Source organism: Vibrio glycogenivorans (assembly GCF_051660965.1).
In the GTDB taxonomy this organism is placed as follows: Bacteria; Pseudomonadota; Gammaproteobacteria; order Enterobacterales; family Vibrionaceae; genus Vibrio.
Window position 1 is genome coordinate 135691 of sequence record NZ_JBPVIS010000007.1, and the last position, 22162, is coordinate 157852.

General features: G+C 51.6%; 19 protein-coding genes. 12 read left to right on the forward strand and 7 right to left on the reverse strand.

Translation table 11 applies throughout. The features are described from left to right. Positions 1-254 precede the first annotated feature (254 nt). From fliD to ACSTTG_RS15120, 8 genes are read left to right on the forward strand one after another with little or no spacing between them, the layout of a single operon-like run. Positions 255-1580, forward strand: a complete 1326-nt coding sequence (gene fliD / locus ACSTTG_RS15085; RefSeq protein WP_438475399.1) for a flagellar filament capping protein FliD — start codon at positions 255-257, stop codon at positions 1578-1580. Between the two features lie 10 nt (positions 1581-1590). Continuing rightward, positions 1591-1989, forward strand: coding sequence for a flagellar export chaperone FliS (gene fliS / locus ACSTTG_RS15090; RefSeq protein WP_438475400.1), 399 nt, complete (start codon positions 1591-1593; stop codon positions 1987-1989). Further along, the gene (locus ACSTTG_RS15095; RefSeq protein WP_438475401.1) at positions 1976-2281 is read left to right on the forward strand and encodes a hypothetical protein; all 306 of its coding nucleotides are present in this window, start codon (positions 1976-1978) and stop codon (positions 2279-2281) included. The genes fliS and ACSTTG_RS15095 overlap by 14 nt, the downstream gene beginning before the upstream one ends. Next, on the forward strand, positions 2278-3297 hold the full coding sequence (locus ACSTTG_RS15100; RefSeq protein ID WP_438475402.1) for a flagellar hook-length control protein FliK: 1020 nt from the start codon (positions 2278-2280) through the stop codon (positions 3295-3297). The genes ACSTTG_RS15095 and ACSTTG_RS15100 overlap by 4 nt, the downstream gene beginning before the upstream one ends. Before the next feature lie 10 nt (positions 3298-3307). Beyond that, positions 3308-3775 (forward strand): flagellar basal body-associated FliL family protein, encoded by a 468-nt coding sequence (locus tag ACSTTG_RS15105; protein WP_438475403.1) that lies wholly within the window; start codon positions 3308-3310, stop codon positions 3773-3775. A gap of 13 nt (positions 3776-3788) precedes the next feature. Next, positions 3789-4520 (forward strand): RNA polymerase sigma factor FliA, encoded by a 732-nt coding sequence (gene fliA / locus ACSTTG_RS15110; RefSeq protein WP_438459764.1) that lies wholly within the window; start codon positions 3789-3791, stop codon positions 4518-4520. A 10-nt stretch (positions 4521-4530) separates the two neighbouring features. Beyond that, on the forward strand, positions 4531-5388 hold the full coding sequence (gene motA, locus ACSTTG_RS15115) for a flagellar motor stator protein MotA (protein ID WP_438459765.1): 858 nt from the start codon (positions 4531-4533) through the stop codon (positions 5386-5388). Beyond that, positions 5388-6362: a flagellar motor protein MotB gene (locus tag ACSTTG_RS15120; RefSeq protein ID WP_438475404.1), complete on the forward strand. Its 975-nt coding sequence runs from the start codon at positions 5388-5390 to the stop codon at positions 6360-6362. Before motA ends, ACSTTG_RS15120 begins: the two co-directional genes overlap by 1 nt. A 243-nt stretch (positions 6363-6605) precedes the next feature. Here ACSTTG_RS15120 and add read toward each other — a convergent pair whose 3' ends face one another. The 4 genes from add to glnA all read right to left on the reverse strand — a co-directional run bounded on the left by add (position 6606) and on the right by glnA (position 12387). Next, on the reverse strand, positions 6606-7628 hold the full coding sequence (gene add, locus ACSTTG_RS15125) for an adenosine deaminase (protein WP_438475405.1): 1023 nt from the start codon (positions 7626-7628) through the stop codon (positions 6606-6608). Between the two features lie 317 nt (positions 7629-7945). After that, positions 7946-9346 carry a nitrogen regulation protein NR(I) gene (glnG, locus tag ACSTTG_RS15130; RefSeq protein WP_438459768.1) on the reverse strand — a complete coding sequence of 467 codons (1401 nt, stop codon included), beginning with the start codon at positions 9344-9346 and terminating at the stop codon, positions 7946-7948. 112 nt (positions 9347-9458) lie between these two features. Then, positions 9459-10505 (reverse strand): nitrogen regulation protein NR(II), encoded by a 1047-nt coding sequence (gene glnL, locus ACSTTG_RS15135; RefSeq protein WP_438459769.1) that lies wholly within the window; start codon positions 10503-10505, stop codon positions 9459-9461. A 472-nt stretch (positions 10506-10977) separates the two neighbouring features. Continuing rightward, positions 10978-12387: a glutamate--ammonia ligase gene (gene glnA / locus ACSTTG_RS15140; RefSeq protein WP_438459770.1), complete on the reverse strand. Its 1410-nt coding sequence runs from the start codon at positions 12385-12387 to the stop codon at positions 10978-10980. 508 nt (positions 12388-12895) lie between these two features. Here glnA and typA point away from each other — a divergent pair. Then, positions 12896-14725 carry a translational GTPase TypA gene (gene typA, locus ACSTTG_RS15145; protein WP_438459771.1) on the forward strand — a complete coding sequence of 610 codons (1830 nt, stop codon included), beginning with the start codon at positions 12896-12898 and terminating at the stop codon, positions 14723-14725. 275 nt (positions 14726-15000) lie between these two features. Here the strand turns inward: typA and ACSTTG_RS15150 are convergent, their stop codons facing one another. Then, positions 15001-15567 (reverse strand): DUF2959 domain-containing protein, encoded by a 567-nt coding sequence (locus ACSTTG_RS15150; protein WP_438459920.1) that lies wholly within the window; start codon positions 15565-15567, stop codon positions 15001-15003. A gap of 253 nt (positions 15568-15820) precedes the next feature. Here ACSTTG_RS15150 and ACSTTG_RS15155 point away from each other — a divergent pair, with 253 nt between their 5' ends. The 3 genes from ACSTTG_RS15155 (at position 15821) to ACSTTG_RS15165 (ending at position 18196) form a co-directional block, all read left to right on the forward strand. Then, a complete protein-coding gene (locus tag ACSTTG_RS15155) occupies positions 15821-16795 on the forward strand; it encodes a virulence factor BrkB family protein (protein WP_438475406.1) in 975 nt (324 codons plus the stop codon). Then, positions 16767-17201: a D-aminoacyl-tRNA deacylase gene (gene dtd / locus ACSTTG_RS15160; RefSeq protein WP_438459773.1), complete on the forward strand. Its 435-nt coding sequence runs from the start codon at positions 16767-16769 to the stop codon at positions 17199-17201. Before ACSTTG_RS15155 ends, dtd begins: the two co-directional genes overlap by 29 nt. 89 nt (positions 17202-17290) lie before the next feature. Beyond that, complete coding sequence (locus tag ACSTTG_RS15165) at positions 17291-18196, forward strand: bifunctional GNAT family N-acetyltransferase/hotdog fold thioesterase (RefSeq protein WP_438475407.1); 906 nt, start codon at positions 17291-17293, stop codon at positions 18194-18196. An 18-nt stretch (positions 18197-18214) separates the two neighbouring features. On the opposite strand, the gene ACSTTG_RS15170 is transcribed toward ACSTTG_RS15165, so the two are convergent. Beyond that, complete coding sequence (locus tag ACSTTG_RS15170) at positions 18215-20122, reverse strand: AsmA family protein (RefSeq protein WP_438475408.1); 1908 nt, start codon at positions 20120-20122, stop codon at positions 18215-18217. Positions 20123-20246: 124 nt separating this feature from the next. After that, entirely contained in the window at positions 20247-21872 is a 1626-nt protein-coding gene (gene pckA, locus ACSTTG_RS15175) for a phosphoenolpyruvate carboxykinase (ATP) (RefSeq protein ID WP_438459776.1), read from the reverse strand. Positions 21873-22162 lie beyond the last annotated feature (290 nt).

The window sequence follows — 22162 nt, forward strand, 5'->3', positions numbered from 1 at the left end:
TATTCCCTCACTTGTATGCGGAATAAGGCGGATAGCCGCTTTTCCGCGCAGCGGAAGTTTCCCTTCCGCTAAAAAGTCCCTAGGTGGCTAAAGTCGGCGAAAAAGCGCAAATTTGCGGGAAAAGTGGGCGTAAAAATTAATATTTTCTCAGGTTATAGGTTGGAACGCATCTTGCTCTAACAGGGTATTGGCCGACAGCACAGACCTGATGATATGACTCAGCCTGAAACGGCATACAGAATAGGAATAGTGACATGATTGATGCAGCACAGATGGCAATGCAGATGGTAATGATTCAGCGTCAGCCATTTGATATTCAATACGCTAATCAACAGAAGATGTACGAAAACCAGCTTAATGCCTGGAAGGAGATCGATTCAGCCTTCTCGAGCTTTAAGAGCGCTTTGGATGGCATTAATACCCCAGACAACAGCTTTGTAAAGAACTCGGTCACCACCAGTGAAGATGGCTATATCAATGCAACGGCGGGCCGTTATGCGCGCGAAGGCTCTTACGATGTGTTCGTTCAACAGCTAGCCAAAGCTCAGCAAGATGCGATTGGGTTTGGCGGTGATGAGTTACCTGAGCAGGGCTCAATGTCGCTGACGCTTTCATCCGGTGAAACGGTTGAGCTGAATTTCGCCGACTTTGAAGATATCCACGACTTAGCTGATCACATCAACGAGCTCGATGCCGGGATCAACGCCAGTGTGGTGCGCTCTGAGGGAGAGCTGAATCTGCTACTGAGCTCGGATGAAACCGGGGTTGAAAACGGTTTTGAGGTTAACGTGACTGGCGTGGCACATAACCACACCCAACTTAGCGAAGCGCTTGATGCCATCGTTCACATTGGTGGTGAGGGCGGCTTGGTCGTCTCAAACAGCAACAATACCTTTGATGACGTGATTTACGGTGTGTCTTTCGAGGTAACTAAGGCGCACCAGCCGGCCGAAGAGCCAATCACCTTGGTGGTGGGTACCGACCAAGAAGCCTCAAAAGAAGCGGTTGAAGAGTTTGTTGATGCCTATAACGACCTAATGAAAGTGCTGCTCAAGCACACCCAGACTGAATTTCAAATCGAGAATGATGACGGTGACGACGACGATGACGATGATGATTCATTTAAGGTCACCGAAGCAGGCGTTCTAGCCAGTGACTCCACCGCACGCAGCATCAAGAACAATCTTAACAGCGTGATGCGCGGTATGTACGACGAAGGCACGCTATACAGCATCGGTATCGAGGCCAATCGTGACGGCACATTAAAAATCGACAGTGACCGCTTAGAAAAAGCGTTGACGGAAGAGCCTGAAAAGATCGATGCGATTTTTTTCGGTGAGACAGGCCTACTCAACAACTTAGAGCGCGTAATCGAGCCTTACACCGGCAGCAACAGCAATGACAATATGCTCAAGACCCGCCAAGACACGCTTCAGGGCAATATCGATCGCGTTGATGACAAAAAAGAGCGTCTCGACTATCGCATGGAAAAAGCCTACGACCGTTACCTACGTGAGTACACCGCGATGGCACAGGTGATGTCACAGATGCAGTCCACTGGCTCAATGTTTATGTATTAAAGGAACCATTATGTTTAGTGAAGAGACAGGCTTTGAGGCCTATCAGCAAGTAGACGTAGAGGCACAGGCGGCAGCAGCCAGTCCTTATCAACTAGTCCTTATGATGATTGAGGGCTTCCTCGATACCCTAACTCGCGCGGAAGCGCACATGGATGCCAAGCGCGTTAGAGAGAAGGGGGAGTCGATCGCCCGTTGTCTGGATATTATCGGTGGCCTCAACAGTGCGCTAGACATGGAGCGCGGCGGTGAAATGGCGGCACAGATGAATCGCCTATACGACTTCTGCAGCCTACGTCTCTTCGAGGCCAGCACGCAAAACGACCCGACTAAGCTGTCAGAGGTGCGCACCGTGATGACCAACATCCAGGAAGGATGGCAAAACTTTGGAGCGACACATGGAAATAACTAGCACTGACCTGCGCAAGTTAGCGCTGCACATCGGTCACTGCTGCGAGAAAAAAGAGTGGCAGAAGCTGCGTAGCTTAGATCTCAAGATCCGTCAGGTACTCGAGCACCTCAAGCTGCACCCGCAGATGGCCGAAAGGCTGCAGCGCGATATTGCTCAACTGCGCACCCAGCACAGTCAGGCGATTGAACGCTGCGATGAAGAGAAGCAGCGCATCGGGGAAACCCTGGCGCGCTTACACAATCAACGCGAAGGCCTACAGGGCTACGATCAAGTTGAGAGGAGTGGGCTATGAGCACGGTCAGTGCCGCAGGTATTAGTTCGGCGTTGCCATCTGGTGTCAGTGGTCAGGTGAGTTCAGCTGGGCACTCTGAGATGAGTTTTGCCGAGCTACTCGGTATCACTGAGCTGCCGAGCACCCAAGAGGGTGAGTATTGGTTTGACCTTTACGATCAGCTCAAACACTTAGCTGAGCAAGAGGATTGGCAATTTAACCAAGACGAACCGTTTTGGACGCAGTTGACCCCAGAGGGGCAATTTCGCGTTATCTCTATTGCCAGCCAGTTTGATGGTGAGGTACAGCAGCAATTGGTGCAGATGATGCGCCGCGCGGATGGCCTGCAAAGCGTCGATGTGATGCTGGGCCAAGCCGGTCATAAGCAAACCATGTCCAGCACCCAGGGCGAGCATCATATGCTGAATTTCTCGCAAGCGGTTGAGCGGATGATGGCCAACGCCATGGTGCCAGTTCGACCTGAGTTTAATAACCCAGAGCTTTTGCAGCCGGCCAATAATCAGACCTCGCTCTCGATGCTGATGGCGCAAACGGGCAACTTTGCGAGCACCGCCCAAACCAGTGGTGAGGTGCAGAGCACGCAAGCGGAGTGGGCACCGATTAAGGTCGATGAGAACAAGCAAGCATGGGGGCAGCAGATGCTCTCGGTACTTAAAGACCGAGTGCAGATGCAGATGAATCAAGACATCTCACAGGCGCGCATTCGTCTCGACCCGCCGCACCTAGGGACCCTGGAGCTCTCGGTTAAGGTCGAAAACCACAAGGTTCATGTGCAGCTGTTTGCCAGCGACCCGACGCTAAGAGAGGCGATCTCCTCTCAGGCGGAGCGCCTGCGTACAGACCTAGAAACCAAGCAGCTGGCTGGAGCCAGCGTCGATGTTGATGTCAGTGATCAACCCCAAGAGCAGGATGAGACTCTATTTGCTAGCGAGCATGTGATCGCAGAGTCGAACTGGGAAGACTCCACCTTGCTCACTTCCGGTCCTGAGGACCATCGAATTACACGAATTATCTAAGGATGACACCATGATCAACTTTAATCACCCGACGGCCAAAGTGCTTCTGGCCGGTCTTGTTGCCGCCGCTTTGGTGGCGGTTACCGCCGTGGGGACCTACTCGATGATGGATAACCGCATCAACAGCGGTCAGGGCATATTTGGCTCGAAAAATGATGAGCGTCGTGCGCATTTTATGCCACTCGATAAGTTTGTTATCTCGCTCAATGGTGATGAGCGTATGCACTATCTGCTGCTTGAGCTGGACATTAAAACCATGAGCTCACGTGCGCATGAGGAGCTGCACGACTATCGACCAATCGTCAACAACGTACTGCTGAAGATGTTCAGCCAGACCTCTTACGAAGAGATGCGTGAGATGGATGATATTGAAGAGTTGCAGCGCAAGGTTAAGGCTCGCCTGACCAGCACGCTGGCACAAAATGGCTATCAGCATGGCATCACCGATGTGCTGTTTACTAAGTTGGTTCTGCAGTAAGTAGGAGCGAATCATGCTGGATGCTCAGTGTAGTTTACCCGAGGAATATATCGATATTCAGCCCAAGCCCGCAGCCCGCAGCGAAAGCGAGGTGCTAAGGGATTATCTGCCGCTGGTCAAGCGCATCGTCAATCAACTCAGGCCGCACTGCAGTGCGGCAGTGGGTGCCGATGATATGGAGCAGTTGGGCTTGATGGGGCTGTTAGAAGCGCTGCGCCGCTATGGCGAGCCCGATGAAAATTTTGGGCTGTTTGCCTCCAGGCGCATTCGCGGGGCGATCTTGGATGAGCTGCGTCGACGTGATTGGCGACCACGCCAACTGCGTCAGCAAGCCCATGATCTGATGAACAAGATCAAAGTCCTAACCAAGAAGCTATCTCGTGAGCCGAGCGAGCAAGAGATCTTAGCCGAGCTCGATTTAACCAGCAAAGAGTACCATCACCTGCTGTCAGTCAGCCAAGCGGAGGAGCTGCAAAGCCTAGACAGCTTGATTGAGCAGAATGGGGAAGGGTATCACCCTGAGAGCATCGAGGATGGCACGCGTCAGTTAATAGACCAGGATCTGATCCGCTATGCACTGGGCAAATTGCCAGAACGAGAACAAATCATTTTAAGTTTGTATTACCTAAAAGAGCTGAGCCTGAAAGAGATCGCCATGGTGGTGGGTCTGACCGAGGCTCGCGTCTGTCAGTTACATAAAGCAGCACTGAACAATCTGCAAACGATGATCAAGCAACAATTATAGAGGAAAAATCATGCAACAAATTATTGGGATACTGGTCATTGTATTTGGCGTGTTCGGTGGCTACGTCGCTGCCGGCGGCTACCTCAATACCATGTGGCAACCAGCAGAGCTAGCAATCATTTTGGGCGCAGGTATTGGCGCGGTTATCTTGGGTAACCCACGTCATGTGATCATCGAGATGTGGCGTCAAGGCACCTCAATCGGGGTGAAAAGAGATGAGCGTCGCCTGTATCAAGAGCTCCTGTCTTTGATGCACCACCTATTAGAGCAAGTGCGTGTGGGCGGTATGCGAGCGCTGGATGAGCATATCGAAGAGCCGGATCAGAGCAGCCTGTTCCTGGCTTACCCTGAGATCATGGAGCACCCGGGTTTGGTGGTGTTTATCTGTGATAACTTCCGTTTGCTAGCCATGGGTAAGATCTCAGGTCACGAACTAGAAGGCATGCTTGAGCAAGAAATTCTGGCGATTGAAGATGACATGCTTAGCCCATCGCGCAGTATGCACCGCCTAGCGGAAGCCATGCCGGGCTTTGGTATTCTTGCTGCGGTAATGGGGATTGTGATCACCATGACCAATATCGATGCCGATATGGCGCAGATCGGTATTAGTGTCGCAGCGGCATTGGTGGGTACCTTCTTGGGTATCTTCTTCTGTTACTGCGTGTTCGATCCAATTAGTGCCGCGATGGCGAAGAAGATCAAGCGTGAGATTTCAGCCTATGAGTGTGTGCGCGCCATCTTAGTCGCGTACGCGACGGGTAAATCTTCGCTGGTGTCTGTGGATGCAGGTCGTAAGTTGATCTTGCTGGATGTCAAACCGACCTTCTCTGAGATGGAGAGTTGGGTAACTCAGCGAGTGTTCCAATAATGCGTAGTCCTTCCCAAGATATCATTGTGCGGCGACCCCGCCGCAAAGGGGCCGAGAGCTCGCATGGTGGAGCGTGGAAAGTTGCCTTTGCCGACTTTACCCTCGCAATGATGGCGTTCTTTATGGTGATGTGGGTACTCCAGGTCACCACTGAGGATGAGAAGCAGCGGATTGTCGGCAAGCTTGCCGGCAACCCAGACCTAGTTGCGGTTGATGAAAGCTTTAACAACAACAGCCCACTGGCGATCGACTTTGGTGGCAGCGCGCTGCCCGATCAGCTTAGCGCTGTGCCAAGCAACCCAGAAAACCTCGGTAACAGCCTAACCATTCAAGTCAAAGATGGCGATGGCGACAACTTCGGTGGTATAGGCACAGAAAGCTTAGCGTTGATCCCGGGACGTTATGACAACCAGGCTCAGATGACGATATTGGGCGAGTTTATCGATCAATACAGCGCCAACCTGCATGTTAGCGAACACGTCCACGTCGACATTGTGCCACAGGGATTGCGGGTCCTTATTAACGATGGTGATGAGAAACCGATGTTCCGCCGCGGCGGCGCTCAGTTTACCCACTTCTTTGAGGATCTGTTGCTCGCCTTAGCGCCGGTATTTACCACGGTTGAAAACTCACTGATGATCTCCGGTCACGCCGACTCAACCGCATTTGATCGCCGCTCATCTGGCAACAACTGGGTTCTATCCGGTGAGCGCGCACAACGCGCCCGTGAGGTACTCGAGTATGGCGGCATGCCAACCGAGCGAGTCTCCAAAATCACCGCGATGTCCGACACAATGTTGCTCGACGCTGACAACCCAACCAGTCCAGTCAACCGCCGGATTGAGATCCTAGTCCTCACCGCCGAGAGCGAACAAATGCTCAACGCCCTGTTCGGCCACGGTAATGAACCAGGGTCGGCGTTGGAGGAGGCGCGGACTGCTGCGGCTTATAATCAACCTATGGAAATCTATTGATTTCCAGAGTCGAGAGGCGAGATCGGGCTTTGCCCTGCGAGTACGCTGCGCTCGAGGTGGTGTAACACTTGACAGCAGTGACGAAGGTTAGAAAATTTCTCGCTTCTCGCTTCTCGCTTCTCGCTTCTCGCTTCTCGCTTCTCGCTTCTCGCTTCTCGCTTCTCGCTTCTCGCTTCTCGCTTCTCGCTTCTCGCTTCTCGCTTCTCGCTTCTCGCTCGCTTTTCTCACGCAGTGAGAAGGCTTTTATCTTTCCTCGCCTCTCGCTTCTCGCTTCTCGATTCTCTCACGCAGTGAGCGCTTCTCATCGTGAGACAAATACGCCAGTTCCAACCCATTAATCTGCGCCTGCTCGATTTGTGCGGCGGATAATCCGGCCTTTGGTGCAGCCACTTGATATTCGTGGGGCAGCTCGATGCCTTCGACGGCTGGGTCGTCGGTGTTGATACACGCCATCACGCCGTGCTCAAGAAAGGTCTTGAGTGGGTGGGTGGCGAGGGACTCGACCGTGCTGGTTTGAATGTTCGAAGTTAGGCACGACTCGATGCCGATGCGGTGCTTGGCGAGGTAGTCCATCAGTTTAGGGTCTTGAATCGCTTTGACGCCATGGCCGATGCGAGTCGCACCAAGTTGCTCGATGGCTTGCCACATGCTCTCAGGGCCAGCGGCTTCACCGGCATGAACGGTGACGGCAAGACCGGCATCGCGCACTTGCTTAAAGTGAGAAACAAACTGCTCTCCGGGCTGACCAAGTTCATCACCAGCAAGGTCAATAGCCACCAAGTGGTCGCGTTGAGTGAGCAGGCCATCAAGCTCTTGCTGACAGGCCTCGGTGCCAAAGGTGCGGCTCATGATACCAATCAGGTTGGCTTGCACGCCAAAATCACGCACCCCAGCTTGAACCCCATCAACCACCGCTTCTACCACGCCTGCGATTGGCAGTTGGTGCTTCATCGCCATGTAGTAAGGCGAAAAGCGCAGCTCGGCATAGTCAATCTGCGCATTCAGTGCATCTTGAACATTCTCATACGCCACGCGGCGACACGCATCTAGGTCGCCCAGCACGGCCACACCCCAATCAAGCTTGCTCAAAAAAGCCACCAAAGACGGCTCCGCCTCAACAATCTGCACATGCGGGGTCAGGCTCGCTACATCATGCCCCGGCAAGTCGATACCAAACTGTTGACCCAGCTCTAAAATGGTCTGAGTACGAATATTCCCATCAAGATGACGATGGAGATCGGTAAGAGGAAGGCGTTTATTGATCATTGGAAGTATCCCTGCAGCTAAATAAAGTCGAACTTATCTAAGGTATAGCGCGTTTAGGCCCTATTTACCTTGAAGATAGAGGGATATAACAGATTCATGGTTTACGGGATAGTGTTATTCGCTGTGCGTGTAGAGGTAAACGTTTGCGCAACGGGATCAGAGGCGAGAGTCGAGATCGTTTCACTGCGAGAACGCTTCGCTCGAGAGGGTGAAACACTTGACAGGGGGGGGCGGTGTTGGAAAACTTTCTCGCCTCTCGCCTCTCGCCTCTCGCCTCTCGCCTCTCGCCTCTCGCCTCTCGCCTCTCGCCTCTGATTTTAATAGAGTTCTTTAAGTTTGCGCGTCAACGTATTCCGTCCCCAACCGAGCACTTTTGCCGCTTCTTGCTTGTGGCCGTTGGTGTGTTCTAGGGCAGCTTCTAAGAGAATGCGCTCAAACTCGGGCAGGGCAACCGAGAGGATGTCGGAGTCGCCTTGGGCGATGGAGCTTTTTGCCCAGCTGGCTAATTGGGTTTGCCATGAGCCTGAACCTGGGGCGCTGAGGGTGGGTTTCTCCTCGATCAGCTCGCTGGGTAGGTCATTGGGCAGGATTTCGCTGCCGCTGGCCATGACGGTCAGCCAACGACACACGTTCTCTAGCTGGCGAACGTTACCTGGCCAATCGAGGCGGTTGAGCACTTCAATCGTTGAGGGGTGAAGGGTCTTGCTGTCCACACCAAGCTCATCGGCGGCGCGCTTGAGGAAGTGCAGCGTCAGTTGCTCGATGTCTTGTTTGCGCTCACGCAGAGCCGGGATCTGCACGCGGATGACATTGAGGCGGTGGAACAAGTCTTCACGGAAGTCACCCTTGTGCACCAGCTTCTCAAGGTTCTGGTGGGTCGCGGCGACAATGCGCACATCAACCTTGATTGCCGAGTGGCCACCCACGCGGTAGAACTGGCCATCGGCAAGGACGCGAAGCAATCGCGTCTGGATATCGAGCGGCATGTCACCAATCTCATCCAAGAATAAAGTACCGCCGTTGGCCTGCTCAAAGCGACCTTGGCGCACGCTATTGGCGCCGGTAAATGCGCCTTTCTCATGACCAAACAGCTCTGACTCAATCAAATCTTTCGGGATTGCCGCCATGTTGAGGGCGATAAAGGGTTTTTGTGCGCGTGGGCTATGGCGATGTAGGGCATGAGCAACCAGCTCTTTACCGGTACCCGATTCACCGTTAATCAACACCGAGATCGATGAGCGTGATAGGCGGCCAATCGCGCGAAAGACCTCTTGCATCGCCGGCGCTTCACCAATGATCTCTGGCGTACTGGTATCAAGCTCGTCTTTCATCGACTCTTGGCGCTGCTCTTGGCGATGGGCGAGGGCACGCTCAACCAGGTTCAAGGTCTCATCGACATCAAACGGCTTAGGCAGGTACTCAAACGCACCTTTTTGATAGGCGTTGACGGCCGCATCGAGATCCGAGTGCGCGGTCATAATGATGACGGGCAGCTCTGGGCTTTGCGAATGGATCTGTTGCAGAAGCTCGATACCATCGATCCCCGGCATACGGATGTCCGAGACCAGTACATCAGGGGTCTCGCGCTCAAGCGCGAGCAGGACACTCTCACCGTCGGCGAAGGTTTCGCAGCGGATGTTGGCGGAGGAGAGGGTCTTCTCCATCACCCAGCGGATAGAGCTGTCATCATCGACAACCCACACATATCCTTTACTCATAATTCTCGTCCTCAAACTTGCTCACTGACATTGTGATAATTTTTAATTGAATTCTTTTGTGCCTGCTGCCGGGCCGTTATATCGGCAGGTTACGTTATATCTGCCGATAGCTTTAAATCGGCAAATAAATAGTAAAAATGGTTCTTCCTGGCCAGCTCTCAACGTCGATCTTGCCCTGGTGCTGGTCGATCAGGTTTTGGGCGATAGACAGCCCCAGTCCCGTACCGCCCTCGCGGCCACTGACCATGGGATAAAACAGGGTATCTTGCAGCTCTGATGCTATCCCTGGCCCGTTATCAATCACCTCGATTCGTGCGGCCAATTTATGGCGTTTACCGTGAATATTGGCTTGATGCACCGTTCTGGTGCGAATGGTGATCAGGCCATGCTCCTGCTTCTTGAGTATCTGTCCGGCGTTACTGACGATATTAAGCAGGGCTTGCTCGACCTGATCCGCGTTCATCAAAATGTCTGGCAAGCTTGGGTCGTAATCACGCTCAATCACCACTTCTGAGCCGACTTCAAGCTCGACCAATTGACGCACTTTCTCAAGGATCAAATGGACATTCTCTTGCTGTTTTTTACCGGGCTTTTGTGGGCCAAGCAGGCGATCCACCAAGGCGCGCAGGCGGTCTGCCTGCTCGATAATAATCTGGGTGTATTCTTTGAGATCTTCCTCTGGCAGGGCGCGCTCAAGCAGCTGCGCCGCGCCGCGCAGGCCGCCCAACGGGTTTTTAATCTCATGGGCAAGGCCACGCACTAGAAGCTTGGCTGCCTGCTGCTGGGCATGTTGATTGAGCTCTTGGGTGAGTCGGCGCTGCTGGTCAATCTTGCGCATCTCAATTAGCAACATCAACTCACGCTGCCATGAAACCGGGCTCGCGGTCACCTCAAGCATCAGCGGTCGACCGTCCACCACAAACGTCACGTCGCTATCGGTCATGCTTTGCCCGGTCTGCAGAGGTTGAGTGAGTAGGGCAAGGTCAAGCGAGGCATGCTGGATCAGTTTAGAAAGCGGCTGCTCTAAAAGGCGCTTAGCGCTCTGACCAAACAACTGCTCAGCAGCCGGATTGGCATGGCGCACCACAAGATGCTCATCGAGCATCATGGTCGCGGTAACAACATTATTAAGAATCGCCTGACTGAGTTCGCTATTCACTACTGCTTCCTTGTACTTGAGAGGGTGAGCTAATGACTCCTGCACTGTTTTGGTGCACTTGCATCAAGTATGGCGCATCATTATGGTGAGAGAAAGCAAAATCGCTTATCTAAGACAGCGACTTTACGCTGATTTGATCTAGATGCACCTGTATGGGGTTATCAATGCAAATAGCTTGCCGTAAAGGCAGAAGCGAGAATCGAGAGGCGAGAGGCGGAAGAGCAGAGACGAGAAACGAGAGGCGAGAAGCGAGGGGGATTTGTGGGTGTGGATGGGTTGTCATTCTTGCAGATGAGTTTTTAAAGAGACTCGGGCTTGAAGCGAGAGGTGATATACAAGAAGTCGGGCAGGCGCTGCGTGCTCCACCTCCTCGCCTCTCGATTCTCGACTCTCGCCTCTAAAAACTAAAAAAGGCCCGCCAAACGGCGAGCCTTTGAATAACATAAACCTAACAGGCTTACATCAAGCGATCTTATACAGAGTAGTAAAGTTCGAACTCAAGTGGGTGAGTTGTCATGTTTACTTGCTCAACGTCTTGTGACTTAAGCTCGATGTATGAATCGATGAAGTCGTCAGAGAATACGCCGCCAGCAGTTAGGAACTCACGGTCAGCGTCTAGTTCGTCTAGAGCTTCTTTTAGTGAGTAAGCCACTGTTGGGATTTCTGCTGCTTCTTCTGCAGGTAGGTCGTAAAGGTCTTTGTCCATCGCTTCGCCTGGGTGGATCTTGTTCTTGATACCGTCAAGACCAGCCATAAGCATTGCTGCGAAACATAGGTATGGGTTCGCTGATGGATCACCGAAGCGTAGCTCGATACGACGTGCTTTCGGGCTTGGTACCACTGGGATACGGATAGAAGCAGAACGGTTACGTGCTGAGTAAGCTAGCATAACTGGCGCTTCGAAGCCTGGAACTAGACGCTTGTATGAGTTAGTAGAAGCGTTCGCGAAAGCGTTGATTGCTTTAGCGTGCTTGATCACACCGCCGATGTAGTAAAGTGCAGTTTCAGATAGACCGCCGTACTTGTCGCCAGCGAATAGGTTAACACCGTCTTTCGCTAGAGATTGGTGTACGTGCATACCGCTGCCGTTGTCACCAACTAGTGGCTTAGGCATGAATGTCGCAGTCTTACCAAATGCGTGAGCAACGTTGTGTACAACGTACTTGTAGATTTGGATTTCGTCAGCTTTCGTTGTTAGCGTGTTGAAGCGAGTTGCGATTTCGTTCTGACCCGCAGTCGCCACTTCGTGGTGGTGCGCTTCAACAACTAGACCCATCTCTTCCATGATTAGACACATTGCAGAGCGGATGTCTTGTGAAGAGTCAACTGGAGCTACTGGGAAGTAACCACCTTTAACGCCTGGACGGTGACCTTTGTTACCTTCTTCGAAGTCAGTACCTGTGTTCCAAGCCGCTTCGATGTCGTCGATCTTGAAGAAAGAACCAGACATGTCAGTGTTGAACTTAACGTCGTCGAATAGGAAGAACTCTGGCTCAGGACCGATCAGAACTGTGTCTGCGATACCAGTTGCACGCATGTAGTCTTCAGCGCGGTGAGCGATAGAGCGTGGGTCACGGTCGTAACCTTGCATTGTGTCAGGTTCTAGGATGTCACAACGAATGTTAAGAGTTGCTTCTTCAGTGAATGGGTCAAGAACAGCAGAAGCCGCATCTGGCATCATTACCATGTCTGACTCATTGATACCTTTCCAGCCTGCTACTGAAGAACCGTCGAACATTTTACCTTCTTCAAAGAAGTCTGCGTCAACTTGGTGTGCAGGGATAGAAACGTGTTGCTCTTTACCTTTAGTATCAGTAAAGCGTAGGTCAACAAATTTAACTTCGTTTTCTTGGATCAGCGATAGAACGTTTTCAACTGACATCTTGGATAACCTCCAGTGTATTTAAAGCGTGTATGACTCGATTCTTGGAATCCAGCATTGAATAGTGTCTAAATATGGTCTACTCGATGCTGGTTTTCTTAATGCCAAAAGCGTGCCAACTTTTCAATTCCTTAAATTTCAATAACTTGTGATTTTGCGCCTCATCGTGAAGCAAACGTTTGCACCATTATTGAAAACTAGCGCACTAAATTGGTGCAATCGAGTGATGCTTGCACTGTTTTGTACCAATCTAGTGCAACTATTCAGCACTCTATGGCGAAAGATGTCAATCCAAACCCACAATATTCACGGCGAAAACTTCCGCCGTCTTCTATGCTCATCAAAGCAACGGGTTATAGATCACATATTCGTGTGATTCTTAGCAAAATCTGGTACATTAACGGCCGTTTTTTTAATCAAACTCGTGGCCAGCTATCCACTCCCGCTGAAATAGATAGGGAAATTGAGTGATAACTGAGCGGCGACTCCACCTGAGTGAAGCAAATTCATGGCAACTCCACAGATTGATAAATTGAGAAACATCGCGATTATCGCGCACGTTGACCACGGTAAAACGACCCTAGTAGATAAGCTGCTTCAGCAGTCTGGTACGCTTGAGTCACGCGGCGAACAAGAAGAGCGCGTAATGGACTCGAACGACATCGAGAAAGAGCGTGGTATTACCATTCTGGCGAAAAACACTGCCATTAACTGGAACGACTACCGTATCAACATCGTAGATACTCCAGGACACGCGGACTTCGGTGGTGAAGTAGAGCGTATTATGTCGATGGTTGATTGTGTACTACTGATCGTAGACGCGGTTGATGGTCCAATGCCTCAGACTCGTTTCGTAACCCAGAAAGCATTCGCTCACGGCCTGAAGCCAATCGTGGTTATCAACAAGATTGACCGCCCAGGTGCTCGCCCTGATTGGGTTATGGACCAAGTATTCGACCTATTCGACAACCTAGGTGCTACTGACGAGCAGCTAGACTTCCAAGTGGTTTACGCATCAGCACTAAACGGTTGGGCAACCAAAGAAGAAGGCGAAACTGGCGAGAACATGGAGCCGCTATTCGAAACTATCGTTGAAGAAGTAGCTGCACCGCAAGTTGACCTAGACGGTCCACTACAGATGCAAATCTCTCAGCTTGACTACAGCTCATACCTAGGTGTTATCGGTGTTGGCCGTGTAACACGTGGTACTATCAAGCCAAACCAACAAGTAACTGTTGTCGGTGCTGACGGTAACACGCGCAACGGTAAAGTGGGTACGGTACAAGGCTACCTTGGCCTTGAGCGTCACGATGTTGACCAAGCAGCTGCGGGCGACATCATCGCGATCACAGGTCTTGGTGAGCTGAAGATCTCTGACACTGTGTGTGCACAAGGCGATGTTGAAGCGCTGCCACCACTATCAGTGGATGAGCCAACCGTAACCATGACTTTCCAGGTAAACACCTCTCCGTTTGCGGGTAAAGAAGGTAAGTTCGTAACGTCACGTAACATCCTTGAGCGTCTTGAGAAAGAACTGGTACACAACGTTGCACTACGTGTTGAGCAAACAGACGATCCAGACAAATTCCGCGTATCAGGCCGTGGTGAGCTTCACTTATCTATCCTGATCGAAAACATGCGTCGTGAAGGCTTCGAGCTTGCAGTATCTCGTCCAGAAGTAATCATCAAAGAAGTTGATGGCCAGCTAATGGAACCGTTTGAGACGGTAACGATTGATGTTCTTGAAGAGCACCAAGGCGGCATCATGGAGAACATCGGTCTGCGTAAGGGTGAGCTGAAAGACATGGCACCAGACGGTAAAGGCCGTGTGCGCATGGACTTCATCATGCCATCTCGTGGTCTGATCGGTTTCCAAACTGAGTTCATGACCCTGACTTCAGGCTCTGGTCTTCTTTACCATACTTACGACAGCTACGGTCCACACAAAGGCGGTAACATCGGTCAGCGCATCAACGGCGTACTGATCGCTAACGCTGCGGGTAAAGCCCTAACTAACGCACTGTTTAACCTACAAGAGCGTGGCCGCCTATTCATCGGTCACGGTGTTGAGGTTTACGAAGGCATGGTTATCGGTATCCACAGCCGCGACAACGACCTAACGGTTAACGCGCTGAAAGGTAAGCAGCTAACCAACGTTCGTGCATCAGGTACAGATGACGCTCAGGTTCTTACTCCGCCAATCAAGCACACTCTAGAGCAAGCACTAGAGTTCATTGATGAAGATGAGCTAGTAGAAGTAACCCCAGAAAGCATCCGCATCCGTAAGAAGTTCCTAACGGAAAGCGACCGTAAGCGCGCTTCTCGTGCGGCGAAATAAAAACGGTTGATTGATCGCTTTTAGAATTGAGCCCTGGGTTTAGTGCCTAGGGCTCTTTTTTTAGAGTCGAGAATCGAGATCGGGCTTTGCCCTGCGAGTACGCTGCGCTCGAGGTGGTGTAACACTTGACAGCAGTGACAGAGATTGAAAAATTTTCTCGCTTCTCGCTTCTCGCTTCTCGCTTCTCGCTTCTCGCTTCTCGCTTCTCGCTTCTCGCTTCTCGCTTCTCGCTTCTCGCTTCTCGCTTCTCGCTTCTCGCTTCTCGCTTCTCGCTTCTATTTTTTAAGTTGGGCGATAAACTTATCTGATTCGGCAATCGCTGCGTTCATCTGCTGGATCGCGAGTTCAATATCATTTTCCAAGCTCATAAACTCGCCCTGTAGCGAGCCGATGGCTGAGGCGTTGAGGTTGTGTTTTAGGTAGAGGGTGTTGTCTCTTAGGGTGTTGAGGACGGGGGTCATTTTTTGTTCGGCGCGTTTCATGGCGCTGAGCATGGTTTGGTAGGAGGACTGGGTGGCGCGCAGTTGCTGCTCGCTCGAGCGGCGCAGGTTGTCGTTGGTGTAGAGTTCAAGTTCTTCACGCCATTCGGCGAATAGGGCATCGGAGACATCCTCGATGCCCTTGATGCGGTCGCGCACGTCTTCGGCGGCGGCTTCACTGGCCTCATAGCGACTGTTGATGTCGTTATAGACGCTCTCAAGCTCACCGCCATCGAAATTGGTCAAAGCGGAGAGTGCCTCAAGCGCACTGGTGAACTCTTGCTGCGCGTCTTGCTGGGCAGTTTTAGCGTCTTCGACTCGGTCGACCATGATGTCACGCTTGTGATAGCCGACCTGCTCCATGGCGGCATAGTAGGTGGAGGAGCAGCCGGTAAGCATCAGGGATAGAAACAGCAAGGCAGAGATGGCACGCATATCGATTTCCTTTCGATTAGAATGAGTTAGACTGAACAAGTATAGTTGAGCGTAACGCGTTGTGACGGTGAAAGTCCTGTCGATGCAAAAACGAGGCAGTCACGCCATACTGAGATCAGGCCGCATAACGGCGCACTTATTTGTCGTTCGTGAGTGTGATAGGGAAAGATGGATGAGGTGGATGAGAAACAAGTTAAGCCCCAGTATTGAGAATCGGCTTGTGCCGTATTACCACTTCGTGCGCTACCTAGGGCGGCGTATGCACCACGATCGCGTCAATGTTAATGCAGGTTATCTTGCCTATATTACTCTGCTGTCGGTGGTGCCGCTGGCCACCGTGCTGTTGTCGGTGCTATCGACGTTCGCGATATTCTCCGATGCCGGAGAGGCGATTCAAGACTTTGTCATCACCCACTTTGTGCCCGCAGCCGGGCAAGCGGTGCGTGCGGCGCTGTCTGAGTTTATCGCCAATACCGGCAAGATGACAGCGGTGGGCGGCGCAGCGCTGTTTGTCGCGGCGATGATGCTGATCTCAAACATCGACAAAAATCTAAATTACATTTGGCGGGTCAAGAAAAAGCGCCGGGCGATCATCTCGTTTTCCATGTACTGGATGATCCTAACCCTAGGGCCGATTTTGATGGGGGCAAGCCTTGCAGCCACCTCTTACGTTACCTCACTGGCGATACTCAACAATGAAGTGGCCTCTGGCGCCTACGATATCCTGCTGCGTCGCTTACCCTTGATTTTATCCACCGCAGCGTTTGTCGTGCTCTATCTTGTGGTGCCAAACAAAAAAGTGCGTTTTCATCACGCCCTGGTTGGCGCGCTGGTGGCGGCACTGCTGTTTGAGCTAAGCAAAAAAGGATTTGCCACCTATATCACCATGTTCCCCTCGTATCAGCTGATCTACGGCGCGATTGCGGCGATCCCCATCTTGTTTGTGTGGGTTTATCTGTGTTGGTTGATTGTCTTGTTCGGCGCCGAAATCACGGCGGCGCTCGGTGAGCGAGCATACTGGAGTGCAACGCCAAGCATGGTACACTCGATGCAGCACGAACATGATAAACAGTGTTTTGATAAGCAAAGTTCTAATAAACAAGAGTATGACAAACAAGAGGTAAACCGTGATCGCTTTGATTCAGAGGGTGAGTGAGGCCAGCGTCCGCGTCGAGGGTGAGGTAGTAGGTGAGATCAACCAAGGGCTATTGGTCCTGCTGGGGGTCGAAAAAGGCGATGATGAGGCCAAGGCCAAGCGTTTAATGGAGCGAGTCACGACCTATCGCGTGTTTGAGGATGACGAGGGCAAGATGAACCTCAACGTCAAGCAGGTTGAGGGCGAGGTGTTGGTGGTATCGCAGTTTACCCTGCCGGCTGATACTAAAAAAGGCACTCGTGCGGGCTTCTCCCGCGGCGCAGCACCAGCGGATGCCGAGCGCTTGTACGACTACTTTGCTGACCAATGTGAGTTAGTATTACCGACACAGCGCGGCCGTTTTGCCGCGGACATGAAGGTCGGCTTGGTCAATGATGGCCCGGTGACTTTCTGGTTACAGGTGTAACCAAACTATTGGCTTAAGACAACGGTTGGTTTCTGAAAGCTATTGCCTTAGGAAAACAACTGGCCTAGGACAACATCTAAAGGAAGAGTATGTTTAAACTGATCACGCCCAAAACCGATAATCAGCTCAACAAATACTTTCAGTTTCGCTGGCAAGTACTGCGTGAGCCATGGCGGATGCCGCTCGGCTCGGAGCGTGATGAATACGACTCGATGAGCTTTCATCGCATGATCACCGACAGCCGCGGGCGACCAATGGCGATTGGACGCTTGTACATCACGCCCGATAACGAGGGACAAATCCGCTTTATGGCGGTGAAACCCAATCGGCGCAATAAAGGCATGGGCTCACTGATCTTAGTCGCGCTTGAATCGCTGGCGCGCCAGGAGGGAGTGAAACGTCTAGTGTGTAATGCGCGCGAGGACGCGATTGCCTTTTATCAGAAGAATGGCTTTGAGCGTCGCGGTGAGCTTAGCGATGAGCGCGGCCCAGTGCGTCACCAACAGATGGTTAAGCCACTGGACTTGATGGCCAATGTGCTGCGCAAGCCCGAGTGGTGCCACGAGTTGCAACAGCGCTGGGAGCAGCAGATCCCAATCAGTGACAAGATGGGCATCAAGATTAATCAGTATACCGGTTATCAGTTTGAGTGCTGCGCCCAGCTCAACCCTAACCTTAACCCACACAACGCCATGTTTGCAGGCTCGGCATTCACCCTGGCGACCTTGACCGGCTGGGGCATGACCTGGCTATTGATGAAAGAGCGCAACCTGATGGCGGATATTGTGCTGGCGGATAGCCAGATCCGCTATCGCCACCCAGTGACACAGAGCCCAGTGGCGCAAACGTCACTTGATGGGATCTCGGGTGACTTGGACCGATTGGCCACGGGGCGTAAGGCTCGCATCGTTATCAGCGTGACTATCTACAGCGGTGATACGCCGTCTGTCGAGTTTGTAGGCACTTACATGCTGCTGCCGAATTACCAGGTGTGAATTATCTGTCGTGAGCAACTAATTTGCCTCACGGCAGCTCTGTTCAACTTGAGTATTACCACTTAACAAATCAATCTGCCACTGCTCGCACTCGGTTGTCAGCTCAAGCAGCACTGGCGTAGCCTTGGGCTCTACCCAGTCATACAAGCCACGCAATTGCCCTGACATATTTGGCCCGCTCAGTTGCTTGGTATCAAAACTCATTCGGCCACGATTAAAGTTGGCATAAAACCCGTCGAGCTCGAAGTCTTGCTCAAGCGTTTTATTTTGCCCATCGATAGACGTGTGATGCTGAAAACGTCCGCCGCGCAATCCAGCATCTATATGTCCATCAATCGAGTAGCGCAGCAGCTCCCAATCACTACTAAGTCCCTTAAGGTCACCCTGAATATCCAGCAGTCCTTCAACGTCGAACGGCAGCTTGGTAAAGGGCGCTAGGGCAGAAAAGGGCAAGCCATCGATGGTGAAATCAAGCTGCCAAGGCTGATTGCGCTTGGTGAGGTGACGCGTGCCCGAGGCATCGAGATAGCCTTGCTCGAGTGGAATAAACAGCCGCTTGAGCTCCATTTGTTGGTCGATGGTCGCCAGCTCGACAATGCCTTGGGTGGCAATAATCGTGTCAAAGCTGGCGCTATTGACCGACAGCTCCGTTTGTCCTTGCCACAGCCCCCAAGCGCCATCTTGCTTGAGCACCATATCGCTGCCTCTGATGTTAAGTCCAGATAATTGCCAGAACGGTGCTTGCTCGACTTGGACCAGCTGTGAGCGGGAAATAGCGAGATCTTTTACGCTTAAGTCACTGACTTTATTGAGCTTGCCAATTAGATCACTTGCCGTTTGCTCGGTTTGCTCTAACAGTTTAATTCCCGAGATGTGCAGCTTATTGAGCTTTAGGTCTACCGGTGACCAAAGCCCCGAGACCTGTACACGCCCTTGCCAGAGATCGCTGTCCCACTCTTCAATCTCTACCCGTTGCGGGGAAAAATTAACCCGGCTGCGCGGGCTGATAAAGCTCAAATCGTCAATCACCAACAGATCGGCATCAAAGGATAAATAGCCTTGCTGCTGATTGGTGAGGGGTTGATCCAATTGGATCGATTCGATCGAAAGGTTAAGGTTTTCCGCTTGGGCGATCTTAGTGGTTATTTGGCTATTAATTAGATCTAAACTATTGATATAGTTGATGTCTAAACCATCAATCAACTGGGAAAAGCGCGACATCGTAGCCTCTTCGCTGAGGTTGAGGTTAAGCTGATTGATGGTGACATTGGCCAGGGACCACTGACCGTCAAGTCGCTCTGCCTGACCGCTGAACCTGGCCTTATTCCACTCAAACGACGCGCCGTAAATAGTGCTTTTCTCGGGTTGATGGACGACATGCAGTAGGGCGTTATTTAAGGCTTCACCCTCGACGTAGACCTGATCGGCCTGAAACTGGATATCACCATAAGGCAGCCACTGGTGTTGATTTTGCCAGGTTGGCTGGGCGATCTGCAGACTGGCATCGCGTAAGATCCAACCGGCAAAATCGATATCGACGTGCTTAAGAGCCAGTTGATGAAACTTGACCTGCTCAAGGAATTTTGGGTTAAACACCGGCAGTGAGCGCAGCTGCTGGCGATCATTGAGCTGAATGCCCTCAATCAGCACGCTATCGATGATGATCTGTCGGTTATGCACCAACGAAGGGTTGAGCCATACCGTGGCAGAGGGCAGATACAAGTCGTATTCAATGCTACGCAGCCCCTCAACCTGAAGCTGATACGGCGGGGTATAATCGACGCGCTCAACACTCAGTTGGTAGGGCTCAAGCAGGTGATTGACCAAGGTGGTTTTGTGCTTGACCGGTAACAGCCACAAGGTTGTGACCGCCGCGCTAATCAGCACAACCAGGGCAATCACAACGATGACAAGCCATTTCTTCATTTCCAGCGCATCCTTGTGTGGGTTCTTATTGGGTTCCTATGCTGTATAGATTGGAACAGATTTGAGCGCACGGCAACAAAAAAAGCCCTTCAAAAGAAGGGCTTGTAATCAGGTTATCAATTTTCTAGTCCAGCTGTGGCCCTGCAGCAACCAGTGCCTTACCTTCATCATTATCAGTATATTGGGCAAAGTTCTTGATAAAGCGCTCAGCCAAGTCTTCGGCTTTACTTTCCCACTGTAGTGGGTCGACGTAGGTTTCACGTGGGTCGAGGATCTCTTTATCCACGCCTGGCAAGTCAAGCGGCACCTCTAGATTGAACACCGGCAACTGCTTGGTTTCGGCATTATCAAAAGAGCCATCTAAGATCGCATCGATGATGCCGCGCGTATCTTGAATCGAGATCCGCTTGCCTGTGCCATTCCAGCCAGTGTTGACCAAGTAAGCCTCTGCGCCAGCCGCTTGCATGCGTTTCACCAAGACTTCGGCATACTGAGTTGGGTGCAGAGTCAGGAACGCAGCGCCAAAGGCAGCCGAGAAGGTCGGCGTTGGCTCAGTAATGCCGCGCTCAGTACCGGCCAATTTCGCGGTAAAGCCAGACAGGAAGTGGTACTTGGTTTGCTCAGGCGTCAACTTCGCCACGGGTGGTAACACGCCGAACGCATCGGCTGTCAAGAAGATCACTTTCTGCGCATGACCAGCTTTAGACACAGGTTTCACAATGTTATCAATGTGATGGATTGGGTAAGAGACGCGTGTGTTCTCGGTTTTGGAGCCATCATCGAAGTTGATCGAGCCATCGTTGCGCACGGTGACGTTCTCAAGCAGCGCATCGCGGCGAATCGCGTTGTAGATGTCTGGCTCAGCTTCTTTCGACAGACGGATAGTCTTGGCGTAGCAGCCACCCTCGAAATTAAAGATGCCGTCGTCATCCCAGCCGTGCTCGTCATCACCAATTAATTGACGTTTAGGGTCAGTCGATAGCGTGGTTTTACCTGTGCCGGATAGACCGAAGAACACCGCCACATCGCCTTCTTCGCCGACGTTGGCCGAGCAGTGCATAGAGGCGATGCCCTTTAGTGGCAGTAGGTAGTTCATCATCGCGAACATACCCTTTTTCATCTCACCGCCATACCAAGTACCGCCGATGATCTGCATCCGCTCAGTGAGGTTAAAGGCGATAAAGTTCTCGGAGTTAAGACCGTGTTCTTGCCATTTCGGGTTGCTGGTTTTCGCCCCGTTCATTACGACAAAATCAGGTTTGAAGGTTTCCAGCTCAGCCGCAGTTGGACGGATGAACATGTTTTTAACGAAGTGCGCTTGCCACGCGACTTCTGTGATGATTCGTACACTCAGGCGAGTGTCGGGGTTGGCACCACAGAAACCATCAATCACGAATAGGCGCTTAGCGGATAACTCTTCGGTTACTAGTTGCTTAAGATCGCGCCACACCTCGGTCGAGATGGGTTTGTTGTCATTCTTACCTTGATCTGACCACCACATGGTGTCTCGCGTCGAGTCATCTTTTACGATGTACTTATCTTTCGGCGAGCGGCCAGTAAAGATGCCGGTATCAACGGCGATCGCTCCTAGCTCAGTCACAGTTCCTTTTTCATAACCTTCTAATTCAGGACGTGTTTCTTCTTCGAATAGTTGCTCGTAGCTCGGATTGCGTACAATCTCCCTTACGCCAACAATACCGTATTGAGAAAGATCAAGTGTTGCAGCCTTTGTATGTTCCATAACAGTCATAGGTGCTCCTTTATAAGAAATGTAGGGATTTGAAATTTTTTAAATAAAGTAATCCTGTTGTAATAATTTTTTGAGTCTGCCTCCATGCTAACAACGCAAATGACTTAAAACAGGGAGGTAGTTCAAAAAATATCCGCATTTTTTTCGTACATTATCTGCCTATATCACAAGCTAGTTTGAAATATTATTTGGTAAGCGCTAACCCACACAGAACAATCCTTTTGTCATTAGTGGGTTGGGGTGAATGTAAGCGTAGTCGAAAGTTTAGGAAATTAAACTAGGGGCGAGGT